Origin of the sequence: Streptomyces sp. NPDC093568 (assembly GCF_044764945.1) — a bacterium.
Lineage (GTDB): Bacteria > Actinomycetota > Actinomycetes > Streptomycetales > Streptomycetaceae > Streptomyces.
On record NZ_JBIWJD010000005.1, the window covers coordinates 488,438 to 501,867 of the forward strand.

10 protein-coding genes are annotated in these 13,430 nt (G+C 71.2%); 4 read left to right on the plus strand and 6 right to left on the minus strand.

Going from position 1 to position 13,430, the window contains the following annotated elements:
- Nucleotides 1-32: 32 nt before the first annotated feature.
- Entirely contained in the window at nt 33-1,007 is a 975-nt protein-coding gene (locus ACIRD7_RS22935; RefSeq protein ID WP_403456077.1) for a carbohydrate kinase family protein, read from the minus strand.
- Between the two features lie 131 nt (nt 1,008-1,138).
- On the opposite strand from ACIRD7_RS22935, the gene ACIRD7_RS22940 reads away from it, so the two are divergent.
- Together ACIRD7_RS22940 and ACIRD7_RS22945 are read left to right on the plus strand one after the other, a co-directional pair.
- A complete protein-coding gene (locus ACIRD7_RS22940; RefSeq protein WP_030967407.1) occupies nt 1,139-1,348 on the plus strand; it encodes a hypothetical protein in 210 nt (69 codons plus the stop codon).
- A gap of 227 nt (nt 1,349-1,575) precedes the next feature.
- On the plus strand, nt 1,576-3,717 hold the full coding sequence (locus tag ACIRD7_RS22945; protein ID WP_403456080.1) for a hypothetical protein: 2,142 nt from the start codon (nt 1,576-1,578) through the stop codon (nt 3,715-3,717).
- A 70-nt stretch (nt 3,718-3,787) separates the two neighbouring features.
- On the opposite strand, the gene ACIRD7_RS22950 is transcribed toward ACIRD7_RS22945, so the two are convergent.
- Nucleotides 3,788-4,144 carry an iron-sulfur cluster assembly accessory protein gene (locus ACIRD7_RS22950; protein ID WP_030951236.1) on the minus strand — a complete coding sequence of 119 codons (357 nt, stop codon included), beginning with the start codon at nt 4,142-4,144 and terminating at the stop codon, nt 3,788-3,790.
- On the opposite strand from ACIRD7_RS22950, the gene ACIRD7_RS22955 reads away from it, so the two are divergent.
- A complete protein-coding gene (locus ACIRD7_RS22955) occupies nt 4,113-4,472 on the plus strand; it encodes a hypothetical protein (RefSeq protein WP_403456082.1) in 360 nt (119 codons plus the stop codon). The two genes, ACIRD7_RS22950 and ACIRD7_RS22955, sit on opposite strands and share 32 nt — an antisense overlap.
- Before the next feature lie 104 nt (nt 4,473-4,576).
- Nucleotides 4,577-5,761, plus strand: coding sequence for a quinolinate synthase NadA (nadA, locus tag ACIRD7_RS22960; RefSeq protein WP_403456085.1), 1,185 nt, complete (start codon nt 4,577-4,579; stop codon nt 5,759-5,761).
- Between the two features lie 16 nt (nt 5,762-5,777).
- Here the strand turns inward: nadA and ACIRD7_RS22965 are convergent, their stop codons facing one another.
- The 4 genes from ACIRD7_RS22965 to ACIRD7_RS22980 all read right to left on the minus strand — a co-directional run bounded on the left by ACIRD7_RS22965 (nt 5,778) and on the right by ACIRD7_RS22980 (nt 13,422).
- Nucleotides 5,778-8,021 (minus strand): PQQ-binding-like beta-propeller repeat protein, encoded by a 2,244-nt coding sequence (locus ACIRD7_RS22965; RefSeq protein ID WP_403456087.1) that lies wholly within the window; start codon nt 8,019-8,021, stop codon nt 5,778-5,780.
- 135 nt (nt 8,022-8,156) lie between these two features.
- The gene (locus tag ACIRD7_RS22970) at nt 8,157-11,288 is read right to left on the minus strand and encodes an efflux RND transporter permease subunit (RefSeq protein WP_403456089.1); all 3,132 of its coding nucleotides are present in this window, start codon (nt 11,286-11,288) and stop codon (nt 8,157-8,159) included.
- Nucleotides 11,289-11,477: 189 nt separating this feature from the next.
- Entirely contained in the window at nt 11,478-12,161 is a 684-nt protein-coding gene (locus tag ACIRD7_RS22975; protein ID WP_403456091.1) for a response regulator, read from the minus strand.
- A 43-nt stretch (nt 12,162-12,204) separates the two neighbouring features.
- Nucleotides 12,205-13,422, minus strand: a complete 1,218-nt coding sequence (locus ACIRD7_RS22980) for a sensor histidine kinase (protein WP_403456094.1) — start codon at nt 13,420-13,422, stop codon at nt 12,205-12,207.
- Between the last annotated feature and the right edge of the window lie 8 nt (nt 13,423-13,430).

The following is a 13,430-nucleotide window of genomic DNA, read 5'->3' on the forward strand; positions in this document are numbered from 1 at the left end:
CCCTACCGACGGCGAATCCGCCGGGGCGGACGTCAGCTCAGGTGAGCCCGGACCTCTTCGCCCGCGTCATGCCCGTACGCCTTGGTGAACCGGTCCATGAAGTGCGCCCGGCGCAGCTGGTACTCCTGGGTGCCGACCGTCTCGATGACGAGCGTCGCCAGCATGCAGCCGACCTGCGCGGCCCGCTCCAGGGAGACGCCCCACGCGAGACCCGACAGGAACCCGGCGCGGAAGGCGTCGCCGACGCCCGTGGGGTCGGCCTTGCGCTCCTCCTCGGGGCAGCCGACCTCGATCGGGTCCTCGCCCTTGCGCTCGATCCGCACGCCCCGCGAGCCGAGGGTCGTGACCCGGTGGCCGACCCTGGCGAGGATCTCCTCGTCGCTCCAGCCGGTCTTGGACTCGATGAGCCCCTTCTCGTACTCGTTGGAGAAGAGGTAGGTCGCCCCGTCCAGCAGTATCCGGATCTCGTCGCCGTTCATCCGTGCGATCTGCTGGGAGAAGTCGGCGGCGAAGGGGATCGAGCGGGAGCGGCACTCCTCGGTGTGGCGGAGCATGCCCTCCGGGTCGTCGGCGCCGATGAGGACCAGGTCGAGGCCGCCCACGCGGTCCGCGACGGTCTTCAGCTCGATCAGCCGGGCCTCACTCATCGCACCCGTGTAGAACGAGCCGATCTGGTTGTGGTCGGCGTCGGTGGTGCAGACGAAGCGGGCGGTGTGCAGGGTCTCGGAGATACGGACCGAGCCGGTGTCGACGCCGTGCCGGTCCAGCCAGGCCCGGTACTCGTCGAAGTCGGAGCCCGCGGCGCCGACCAGGATCGGGTTCGTGCCCAGCTGGCCCATGCCGAAGGCGATGTTCGCGCCTACGCCGCCCCGGCGTACGTCCAGATTGTCGACCAGGAAGGAGAGCGAGACCGTGTGCAGCTGGTCCGCGACGAACTGGTCGGCGAAGCGGCCGGGGAAGGTCATGAGGTGGTCGGTGGCGATGGAGCCGGTGACTGCGATGCGCACGGCGTGGAGTCTCCTGCGGGGAGGTTGAATTGACATTCCACGCTACCGTTCGTGACCGGGACGCAGAAGTGGCCAAAACTACCCGATAGTAGATCTTTCTTCGCGGGCTCCGGCGTGCGTACGGTGCCGCCATGACGAAATTCGAGGTCCGCGCGCCCGCTCCGGCCGACCTGGAGGTCGACCTGGCGTCACTGCTCGGCGACTGCGCGCGGATGGCTCCGCACTGGGCCGCTCCTGACCGGGTCCTTTCCCGTCCGGTCTCCCCGTCACGCATCCACGGAGTGACGGTGCCGTCGAAGTCGGCGCGGCTGCTGGACGCGATGTCCGACTACGGCGACTGATTCCAGCGATCCGATTCCGGCGATCTGATTCCGGCGATCGAGTGAACTCCGGCGGCCGGACCGGCGCGGTCCGGCCGAATCGGCGCCGTTGAGGGAACCGTGCGCTCCCCCGCTGCGTCCCATCGCTGTCCCCCGTAAAGGGGATGCGGGATACGACCCAATGGGCGGCTTTTTGACAGGGCCGGGTCAGGGTCATGGGACATGTGCGCAGCCGAAGGAGCGATGCGGTGAACACCGAGCGACCCGACAACGACGACGCGGGCGCCTCCGGCAGGGACCCGGAGGAGGCACGGGCGGAGCAGGACGCCGAGTCCGCCCCCGACTCCGCCGGGGCCGACGAAGCCGCTGAAGCCCGCGAGCCCGTGGCGGAGAAGGCACCGGACGCCGAGAAGGACGGGCCGGAGCCGGAGCAGGCCCCGGAGGCGGCGGGTGAGCCGGAGCGGGCCTCCGGCGCGGGGGCCGAATCGGAGCCGGCCTCCGACGCGGGGGCCGGATCGGAGCGTGCTCCTGACGCGGCGGCCGAACCGAAGGCCGCCTCCGACACGGCGGCCGAACCGGAGCAGGCCCCCGACACGAGGGCCGCACCCGAGCAGACTCCCGACACGACCGCCGGGCCGAAGGCCGCTTCCGACACGACGGCCGAACCGGAGCAGGCCTCCGACACCGCGGCCGCACCCGAACAGGCTCCCGACACGACCGCCGGGCCGAAGGCCGCTTCCGACACGACGGCCGAACCGGAGCCCGCCTCCGGCGCGCTGCCCGAGACCGGCGCCCGTCACGACGCTCCGGACGACGAGCGGCACGATGGCCGACACGGCGCCCGGCACGGCGTCCGGCACGACGGCCCGGACGACGCCCATGGCGGATCCCGGCGCCGGTCGCCGGCGATCATCGCCTCCGTCGCCGCCGCCGTGCTGCTCGTCGGTGGTGGAGGTGCCTACCTCGCCACGACCGCGTCCGGTGGGTCCGGCGGCGACACGTCGTCCGGGGCGGCCGGCGACGACACTCCCCCGCCGCTCCGGCTGGACGGCTACTCCGAGAGCGGCGGCGGTACGAACGGCATCGCGCCCGGGGAGCCCAACCCCTACGGCGTCACCTACAAGGCCGACGGCGACCTGCCGGACGGGCCCGGGTCGGCGCCGGTCTACCGGGCCGGGGGCGAGGTCGGCGCGGCCGAGGTGGCCCGGCTGGCCGAGGCGCTCGGCGTGGACGGGAAGCCGGTGGCGCAGGGGCAGACCTGGAAGGTCGGGGCCAACGACGGGTCGGGGCCCAGCCTGCAGGTGAACAAGCAGGCGCCGGGGACCTGGACGTTCTACCGGTACGCGGCCGGCCCCGACGCCTGCCAGAGCACCACCGTCTGCGCGAAGACCGCCGACCCGGCCGGCGACCCGGTGAGCGAGGCCGTCGCGCGCAAGGCCGCCGCGCCGGTGCTCAAGGCGGTGGGTCAGGACGACGCGAAGCTCGACGCGAGCCAGGTCATGGGCGCCCAGCGGGTGGTCAACGCGAGCCCCGTGGTCGACGGGCTGCCCACGTACGGCTGGACGACCGGCGTGACCGTGAACGCCCAGGGTGAAGTGGTGGGCGGAAGCGGCCAGTTGAAGGCGCCGGTGAAGGGGGACACGTACCCCGTGCTGGACGCCGAGAAGACGCTCGATCTGATGAACGCGGCGCCGGGGACCGACCACCGCATGGGGATCGGCGGCTGCGCCAGCCCCGTACCGCTGAAGGACCGCCTGGAGGCGCCCTGTGGTGACCAGGCGTCGACCGGTGCGGAGACCTCGCCGGACACCGCGGCCTCGGCCAGTGCGCCGCCGCGGGAGGTCATCACGGTGGAGAAGGCGGTGTTCGGGCTGGCCGCGCACTATGTGAACGCGCGGCAGGCGCTGGTGCCGTCCTGGCTGTTCGAGGTGAAGGCGCAGGGCGCGCAGGACAGCTTCACGGTGACCTATCCGGCGGTCGACCCGAAGTACCTGGCCGCGCCCACGCCCCCTGCGGAGCCGACGGACCAGCCGTCTCCGCGGCCGACCGGACCGAAGGACGAGCCGACGTCGTCGCCGATCACGGAGAACGTGCCGGTGGATGCCTACACCGCCGACGGCAAGGAGCTGACCGTGGCCTTCACGGGCGGTGTGTGCTCCGAGTACGAGGTGACGGCGAGCGAGAGCGGGGACCGGGTGACGGTCCGGGTGACCTCGACCACGGAGCCGGAGACGATCTGCATCCAGATCGCCAAGGTGTTCCACAAGACCGTGCAGCTGGACGAGCCGCTCGGCGACCGTGAGGTCGTGGGCTCGGACGGTCGGCAGGTCCCGCTGGAGAAGCCCGGGACGCGGCTCCCGGACGAACCGCAGACGTCCGGGGCCCGGTAAGGGCCCATGGACACGGGAAGGCGGCGGCCCCGTCGGAGGGGGTCGCCGCCTTTCTGCGGGTGAGCGGGACTCAGCTGAAGGAGTCGCCGCAGGCGCAGGAGCCCGTCGCGTTCGGGTTGTCGATCGTGAAGCCCTGCTTCTCAATGGTGTCGACGAAGTCGATGGACGCGCCGCCCAGGTACGGAGCGCTCATGCGGTCGGTCACGACCTTGACGCCGCCGAAGTCCTTGACGACGTCGCCGTCGAGCGAGCGCTCGTCGAAGAAGAGCTGGTAGCGCAGGCCCGAGCAGCCACCCGGCTGAACGGCGACACGCAGGGCGAGGTCGTCACGGCCTTCCTGGTCGAGCAGGGCCTTGACCTTGGCCGCGGCGGCGTCGCTCAGGATGATGCCGTCGGTGGCGGTGCTGGTCTCGTCCGATACGGACATCTACATCTCTCCCGGGTTGTACGGAGACTGCTTGCCGACGAGTGCAACCGGCCGGGCCGCGGATTCATTCCGGGCCGGGCACGTGAATTGCCTATGCCTCACGCTCGGCGCCTTCACACTCGGCGCACTCACACTCGTCGCCTTCATGCTTGTCGTCATCGTGCTCGTCGTCTTCATGCTCGCACATGCGTGGCAGAGCGGACAGCGCCCTGTGGACAACCTGACAACGCCCGCCGACACCCCGGTAACGCGGATCGACGTCCAGGTGTCGGGATTCACGTCACATCGACACGATGGCCATCGTCAAACTGACGTGAACCAGTTATGATAGATAGCGTCAATTCGACGAGAAGTCGAAGAAGGTGTCCCGCTTGACCCGCCGGACCCGGATCCACGGGGCCGGCGAGCCGCAGAACAGAAAGGGTGCGTGTCGTGACCACCGCCCAGACCCAGGAGCTCGACGTACAGCCGACGCCCCTCGCCCTGCTGCTCCTCGGCCGTGAGGCCGACCCCAGGAGCGAGCGCGGCGTCGAGTGCCCCGGCGACCTTCCCTCGCCGTCCGACCCGGACCTGGTGGAGCGCGCCCGCGCGGCCAAGGAGAAGCTCGGCAGCAAGGTCTTCGTGCTCGGCCACCACTACCAGCGCGACGAGGTCATCCAGTTCGCGGACGTGACCGGTGACTCGTTCAAGCTGGCCCGGGACGCCGCCGCGCGCCCGGAGGCCGAGTACATCGTGTTCTGCGGTGTGCACTTCATGGCCGAGTCGGCGGACATCCTGACGTCCGACGACCAGAAGGTCGTCCTGCCCGACCTCGCCGCCGGCTGCTCGATGGCCGACATGGCCACGGCCGAGCAGGTCGCCGAGTGCTGGGACGTGCTGACCGAGGCCGGGATAGCCGAGCAGGTCGTGCCGGTGTCGTACATGAACTCGTCCGCGGACATCAAGGCGTTCACGGGCAAGCACGGCGGCACGATCTGCACCTCCTCCAACGCCAAGCGCGCGCTGGACTGGGCCTTCGAGCAGGGCGAGAAGGTGCTCTTCCTGCCGGACCAGCACCTCGGCCGCAACACCGCCGTCCGGGACATGGGCATGTCCCTTGAGGACTGCGTCGTCTACAACCCGCACAAGCCGAACGGCGGGCTGACGGCCGACGAGCTGCGCGCGGCGAAGATGATCCTGTGGCGCGGCCACTGCTCGGTGCACGGCCGCTTCAGCCTCGACTCGGTCAACGACGTGCGCGAGCGCATCCCGGGCGTGAACGTCCTGGTCCACCCCGAGTGCAAGCACGAGGTCGTGGCCGCGGCGGACTACGTCGGGTCGACCGAGTACATCATCAAGGCCCTGGAGGCCGCCCCGGCCGGCTCCAAGTGGGCCATCGGCACCGAGCTCAATCTCGTACGCCGGCTGGCGAACCGTTTCGCGCCGGAGGGCAAGGAGATCGTCTTCCTCGACAAGACGGTCTGCTTCTGCTCGACCATGAACCGCATCGACCTGCCCCACCTGGTGTGGGCCCTGGAGTCGCTGGCCGAGGGCAACCTGGTCAACCGGATCGAGGTCGACAAGGAGACCGAGGCGTTCGCGAAGCTGGCGCTGGAGCGGATGCTGGCGCTGCCGTAGCCGGCGCCGGAAGCGCTCACCCCGATACGGGCTTCCGGTCGGGGTGAGCGGGGTCGAGGGTGAAGATGTCGCCGTCCGGAGTGGCGGCGATCAGGGCGCCCTCGTGGAGCAGCAACCTGGCATGCGAGAGAGCTCCCTGACTCGTCACTCGCCGGGCACGCGGCAGGGTCTCCCACAACGGCGTGCCCTTCTTCGTGTCGAGGGCGGCGACCCGGCCGCTCGCGCTGGCCAGGTAGACCACGCGGGCGCGCGAGTCGTACGTCACGGCGCTCGGCTGCTCCAGGCTGGTCCGGGTCTGCCACAGCCGCTCGCCCGTCCGAGCCGAAGCGGCCGTCACCTGGCCGGACGACGAGGCGAACCACAGCGTGCCGCCCGCCAGCGTGACACGGCCCTCGAACTCCTCCGCCAGCTCCGTCGACCTGCTTTCACCGGTGTCCGGGTCGACCAGCCGGATCCGGGAGAACGGCCCCTGGAGGCCGCCCGCGGACACGTTCCCCTGTTCGTCCTCGGCGAAGTCGAGGAAGAGCAGGCGGCCCTCGTACGTCCCGACGAGGCTGCCGCGATTGGGCACCGTCAGGCGCCGTGCCGTGCCGTCCGCCCGGTCCAGTGTCAGGAGCAGCGCGTCCTTGGAGGGTGTCATCTCCGGGACGCACCGCAGGAGGAGGTCCGCACCGACGCCTGTCGGGTCGCAGTACTGCCCGGCCGGCAGCGCCGCCGTCCAGCGCACGGCGCCGGTGCGCGGCGAGCGGGCGGCCACCGCGCCCTCGCTGCCGGTCGGCATGACCACGAGACCGCCGGAGACCGTCGCGCCCATGGAACCGGCGGTCAGGGTGCGATGCCAGAGCGGCTCACCGGTCCCGGTGTCGAGGGCGGCGACCGTGGTGCCGGAGTCGCCCCCCGCGACGGGGGTGTATTCCTGCTGGACCAGCATCGCGTCGTCCACGACACCGAGGACCGAGAAGGTGTACGTGCCCTGGCGCCGGCCGGACGGCAACGCGTCGGCCCGCCAGGCGGTCCGTCCGGTCGGCCCGTCGAGGCGCATGGGCAGGACACTGTCACCCGCACAGTAGAGGGCACCCTCGTACAGTCGGCACTGAGGACCGCCGCCGAGCCCGCTTCCACTGCCTGTGCCCTGCTTCACACCGCGCACGGCGGTGGCGTCCACCGTCGTCTGCCAGGGCTTCCAGCCGGACGGCAGCGCCGCCCAACGGGAGGGGGCGGCGGTGTCGGCGCCCCTGCGGGCGGCGTCGTCCCCCAACTCGGGCCCCATCAGCAGGTATCCCGTCAGCCCGAGCGCCAGGGCGCCGATCGTGCCGGCCGCGGCCCACGGGCGTACTCGTCTGCGGCGTCGAACGGGAGCCACGGGCTCGTCGACCGCGGCGGGCCGGGTGCGGACCACGGCGACATCGTCCGTGCGCAACGTCACGGTGGGCCCGTCGTCCTCGCCCGGCTCCGGCAGCACGGCCACGAACTCCCGCGCCAGTTCGTCCAGTCCGGGCCGCTCCGCTGGTTCCTTGGCCAAGCAGCGTTCCAGGACCCCCTGGAGGGGCTGCGGCACACCGTCCAGGACGGGGGCGTCGTGCACCACCTGATACGCCGTCAGATAGGGGCTGTCCGCGTCGAAGGGGCCCCGGCCCGTGATCGTGTAGACGAGCAGGGCGCCCACGGAGAAGACGTCGGAGGCCTGGCCCACCGAGCGGGCGTCGGTGAGCTGTTCCGGGGACATGAAGGGCGGGGTGCCGATCATCTGGCCGGTCTCGGTCAGGGTGTGGTGGTTCTCGGCCGCGCGGGAGATGCCGAAGTCGATGACGCGCGGACCGTCGTCGGCCATCAGGACGTTCGCGGGCTTGAGGTCCCGGTGGACCACCCCCGCCCGGTGGATGTCCCGCAGCGCCTCCACCAACCCGAGGGCCAGCCTCCGCAGTTCGGTGCCCTTCAGCGGGCCCCGGTCGCGGATCAGCGCGGCGAGCGAGGGTCCGGGCACGTACTGGGTCGCCATCCAGGGCCGTACCGCCTCCGGGTCGGCGTCCACGACCGGCGCGGTGAAGGCGCCGCTCACCTTGCGGACGGCCTCGATCTCCTGGCGGAAACGGGCGCGGAAGACCGGGTCCTCGGCGTACTGACCGTGCACCACCTTGACGGCGACCTCACGCCCGGAGCGCGACCTGCCCCGGTAGACGATCCCCATGCCCCCGGACCCGAGCCGGTCGACCAGCTTGTAGCCGCCGATCGACTTCGGATCGTCCCTGTGCAGCGGCACGCCCGAATCCCCTCCCCCGTGATGCAGTCCGGGGCTCAGGATACGTAACGGGAAAACGGCGGCGGCCGGGTCCCGAACCGTGCTTTCCGGTTAGGGACCCGGCCGCCGTGGTCATTCGGCCAGGGATGGCGCGATTCAGACCGACGCGGGCTCCGGTTCGTCCGAGGCCGAGTCCGGCTCGGCCTTCTCGCCCGCCTTCTTCGCCCGCTTCGCCGCCCGCTTCTTCGCCCGGCGCTCCTTGCGGAGCTCCAGCATCGCGTAGAGGGTCGGGACGAGGAGCAGGGTCAGCAGGGTGGACGTGATCAGGCCGCCGATCACCACGACCGCCAGCGGCTGGGCGATGAACCCGCCCTCGCCGGTGACGCCCAGGGCCATGGGCAGCAGGGCGAAGATCGTCGCCAGGGCCGTCATGAGGATCGGGCGCAGCCGGTGGCGGCCGCCCTCGATCACGGCCTCGACGACGCCGTAACCCTGCCCGCGGTACTGGTTGATGAGGTCGATCAGCACGATCGCGTTCGTCACCACGATGCCGATCAGCATCAGCATGCCGATCATCGCGGGGACGCCCATCGGGGTGCCGGTGGCGATCAGGAGGCCGATCGCACCGGTCGCGGCGAACGGGATCGAGACCAGCAGGATCAGCGGCTGGACGAGCGAACGGAAGGTCGCCACCAGCAGCATGAAGACGATCGCGATGGCCGCGAGCATCGCCAGGCCCAGGTTGACGAACGCCTCGTCCTGGTCCTCGGAGACACCGCCGATCGAGGCCGTCGCGCCCGCCGGGAGCGTCAGCTGGTTGATCTTCGACTGGAGGTCCGCGCTCACGGCGCCGGTGTTGTCACCGGTCGGCTTCGCGCTGATCGTGGCCGCGCGCTGGCCGTCGATCCGGGTCATCGAGACCGGGCCGTCCACCAGCTTCACGTCCGCGATGTCACGCAGCTTCACCGGGCCAAGACGCAGGTCCCGAAGCTGCTTCAGGGTCGTCGCCGGCTTCGCCGACCTGATGACCACGTCCCGCTCGGTGTCGTCGAGGGTCGCCCGGGCCGCCGTGTTGCCGCGGACCGCCTGGGCGACGGCCATGCCGAGGGTCTGGTCGTCGAAGCCCGCCGCGGCCGCCTTGTCGTTGGCCTTGACCGAGATGCGCGGCACGCTCTGCGACAGGTCGCTGGTGACGTCGGTGACGTCGTCCAGCCCCGCGACCGCCTCACGGACCTGCTCGGACGCCTTGCGCAGCACATCCCCGTCGGCCGCCTTCACGACGACGCTCAGGTCCTGGGCGCCGAAGCCGTCGCCGGCGGCGATCGTGGTGGTGCCGACGCCGTCCAGCTTCTTCAGGCCGGCCTCGATGCGGTCCTGCACGTCGTCGAAGGACGCGGAGTCCTCCAGCATCACCTGGTACGACGCCTGGTTGGTGTCGGTGCCGCCGCCGAAGGCCGCCATGAAGCCGGACGAGCCGATGGTGACCTGGTAGTCCTTGACGCCCTTGGTGTCGGCGAGCAGCCGCTCGACCTTCTTCGCCTGCTCGTCGGTCGCGGCCAGGCTGGTGCCCGGCTTCAACTCCTGCTTGACGGTGAGGACTTCCTGCTCGCCCTGGTCGAAGAAGTTCGTCTTCAGCAGCGGCGCCATGCCGAACGTGCCGACGAGCACGACGATCGCGAGCAGCACGCTGGTCAGCCTGCGCCGCGTCGCGAACCGCAGGACGGGGACGTAGAGGCGCTGGAGCCTGCTCTTCGCCTCCTTCTCCTCGGCGATCCGGCGCGCCTCGTCGGCGTCCTCGGGGGTGCCCTTCGGGGCGCGCAGGAACCAGTACGACAGGACGGGGACGACCGTCAGCGACACCAGCAGCGATGCCAGCAGCGCGGCCGTCACGGTCAGGCTGAACGAGCCGAACAGCTCGCCCACCATGCCGCCGACCAGGCCGATCGGCAGGAACACCGCGACCGTGGTGAGCGTCGAGGACGTCACCGCGCCGGCGACCTCGCGGACCGCCTTGAGGATGGCGGCCTGGCGCTCCTCGCCGTAGCCGAGGTGCCGCTTGATGTTCTCCAGGACCACGATCGAGTCGTCGACGACCCGGCCGATGGCGATGGTGAGTGCGCCGAGCGTCAGCATGTTGAGGGAGAGGTCCCTTGTCCACAGGACGATCAGGGCGAGGACGACCGACAGCGGGATGCTCACCGCCGTCACCAGCGTCGAGCGGATCGACGCCAGGAAGACCAGGATGACCAGGACCGCGAAGAGCAGGCCGAGCGCGCCCTCCGTCGTCAGACCGTCGATGGACTTCTTCACGGCCGGGCCCTGGTCGCTGACCACGGTGACCGTGGCGTCCGAGCCCAGGTCCTTGCGCATCTCCGGAAGCTTGTCCTCGACGGCGTCGGAGATGGCGACCGCGCTGCCGTCGCGGTCCATCGTGACGGCGACGGCGAGGGACGGCTTGCCGTCGGTGCGGGTGAGGGAGTCGGCCGGGGCCTGCTCCTGCTTCACGGAGGCAACGGAGCCGAGGCGGACCGGCTTGCCGGAGCCGGGCTCACCGGTCACCATCAGGTCCTCGATCTGCTGGACCGAGGTGAAGCCGCCGCCGACCTGGACGGTGCGGTTGCTGCCGTCCTCGTCGAAGGAGCCGGCCGGCACGGTGGCGCCGCCGGCCTGGAGGGCCTGGGAGATCGCCGCCGAGGTCAGGCCGGCCTTGGCCAGCTTGGCGTCATTGGGCGTGACGGTGACCTGGAGGTCGCGCACACCGTCGACGGTGACCTGTCCGACGCCGTCGATGTCCTTCAGGTCCGGCACCAGGGTCCGGTCGAGCTGGTCGGCGAGGGCCTGCTGGTCCTTGGTGGAGGTGACGGCGAGGACGACGGTCGGGATGTCGTCGGTGGAACCGGCGATGACCTGCGGGTCCACGTCGTCGGGCAGCTGCACGCGGGCCCGGTTGACGGCCTGCTGGACATCGGCGACGAGCTGCTGGGTGTCGGGGCCGTAGTCGAAGGACGCCATGATCACGGCGTTGCCCTCGCTGGCGGTGGAGGTGACGCCGGTGATGCCGTCGACGGCCTCGAGGCTGTCCTCGATCGGCTCGACGACCTGCTTCTCGACGACGTCCGGCGACGCGCCCTGGTAAGGGGCGAGGACGGACACCATGGGAAGCTCGATGGAGGGCAGCAGCTGCTGCTTGAGCTGGGGTATCGCGATGGCTCCGAAGGCGATCGCGATGATCGACATCAGGCCAATCAGGGCACGTTGGGCGAGGCTGAATCGGGACAGCCAGGACATGGGTCAGGGTCTCTCTTCTGTGAGCGGCAGAAGTGGCAAGGGCGTCTGTGTCTGTGGCACACCTATGAGCGCCGCACACAGGTGAGCGCCCGCCCTAACACCCTGATCCATCGAGACCCGGGATTTCCTAGACCCCAGGTCCATTTCCTTATACGGCGCATACTCCGGGCGCAGTACGCGCCCTCGAGCTCACTCCACCCTTGGACGTACCAGCCCCGACTCGTAGGCGATCACCACGAGCTGGGCCCGGTCACGGGCGCCGAGCTTGGACATCGCCCGGTTGACGTGCGTCTTCACGGTCAGCGGGCTGACCTCCAGCCGCTCGGCGATCTCGTCGTTGGAGTGCCCCGCGGCGACCTGGACGAGGACCTCGCGCTCGCGCACGGTGAGGGCGCCGAGCCGCTCGGCGCGGGCCGGGTCGCGGTCGGCGTCCGCGCCGTCGCCCTGGGCGAGGAAGCGGGCGATCAGGCCCTTGGTGGCGGCCGGGGAGAGCAGGGCCTCACCGCCGGCCGCGATACGGATGGCGTTCAAGAGTTCGTCGGGTTCGGAACCCTTGCCGAGGAAGCCGGAGGCGCCGGCGCGCAGCGACTGCACCACGTAGTCGTCGACCTCGAACGTGGTCAGTATGACGACGCGGACCTGGGCGAGGGCCGGGTCGGCGCTGATCATGCGGGTCGCCGCGAGGCCGTCCGTGCCGGGCATCCGGATGTCCATCAGCACGACGTCCGCCCGCTGCTCCTTGGCCAGCCGCACCGCCTCCGCCCCGTCGGACGCCTCGCCGACGACCTCCATGTCGGGCTCGGAGTCGACCAGTACCCGGAAGGCGCTGCGCAGCAGGGCCTGGTCGTCGGCGAGCAGGACACGGATGCTCATGCGGGGTCCTCGTCTGTCGGCTGGCCCAACGCGCCCTCGGTGGTCATACGGCCTCTTCCGCGGCGCGCGTACGGCTCTTGACCGGCAGGATCGCATGGACGCGGAAGCCGCCTCCGTAGCGGGGGCCCGTGGTGAGGGTGCCGCGCAGGGCGGTGACGCGCTCGCGCATGCCGAGCAGACCGTGGCCGCCGCCGTCGCCCGTGTCGTCCTCGCCGGCACCGTCGTCGAGGACGGTGATCTCGACGTTCGGGCCGACGCGGACGACACTGACCTCGGCCTTGGCCTCGGCGCCGGCGTGCTTCTGCACGTTGGTCAGGGCCTCCTGGATGACGCGGTAGGCGGCGAGGTCCACGGCCGCCGGGAGCGTGGTGCCCTGGTCGGCACGGGCCACCTCGACCCGCAGGCCCGCGCTGCGGAAGGTGCCGGCGAGTTCGTCGAGGCGGTCGAGGCCGGGGGCCGGTTCGGTGGGGGCCTCGGGGTCGCCGGACTGCCTCAGCAGGCCGACGGTGGCGCGCAGTTCGTTGAGCGCGGAGCGGCTGGCCTCGCGGACGTGGGCGAGGGCCTCCTTGGCCTGGTCGGGGCGCTTGTCCATGACGTGCGCGGCGACGCCCGCCTGGACGTTGACCAGGGCGATGTGGTGGGCGACGACGTCGTGCAGGTCCCGGGCGATCCGCAGGCGTTCCTCGGCGACGCGGCGGCGGGCCTCCTCCTCGCGGGTGCGTTCCGCTCGCTCGGCGCGCTCGCGGATGGCCTGGACGACGGCGCGGCGGCTGCGGACGGCGTCGCCGGCGGTGGCGCCGATGCCGGTCCAGGCGAAGATGGCGAGGTTCTCCTGGGCGTACCAGGGCAGGGGGCCGGCGAGCATCGCCGAGCCGGTCAGGACGGTGATGGTGAGCAGGCCGACGCGCCAGGTGGTGGTGCGGTCGGTGGTGGAGGCGACGGTGTAGAGGGCGATCACCGCGGACATGGCGACCGGGGCGCGCGGGTCGCCGGTGACGGACTCCACGAGGGAGACGGCTCCGGTGAGGGCGAGCACCGTGATGGGGGCGATGCGGCGGAAGACCAGGGCCGCGGAGCCGAGGGTGATGAGCACCAGGCTGAGCGCGTCCGGGGTGCGCAGGGCCCAGGTGACGCCGGCCTCACCGTGGGGGTCCACGAACGAGCCGGCCACCATGCACGCGAGCACGCCCACCGCCAGCGCCGCGTCCAGTGCCAGGGGGTGCGCCTTGAGGTGTCGGCGGGCGCGGTCGAGGGTGCTCACGCTGGATT

Bases quoted from the DNA above. Each gene is read 5' to 3' on its own strand.
- ACIRD7_RS22940 (WP_030967407.1), top strand. From the start codon at position 1,139: ATGACGAAATTCGAGGTCCGCGCGCCCGCTCCGGCCGACCTGGAGGTC.
- ACIRD7_RS22975 (WP_403456091.1), bottom strand. From the start codon at position 12,161: ATGAGCATCCGTGTCCTGCTCGCCGACGACCAGGCCCTGCTGCGCAGC.
- ACIRD7_RS22970 (WP_403456089.1), bottom strand. From the start codon at position 11,288: ATGTCCTGGCTGTCCCGATTCAGCCTCGCCCAACGTGCCCTGATTGGC.
- ACIRD7_RS22950 (WP_030951236.1), bottom strand. From the start codon at position 4,144: ATGTCCGTATCGGACGAGACCAGCACCGCCACCGACGGCATCATCCTG.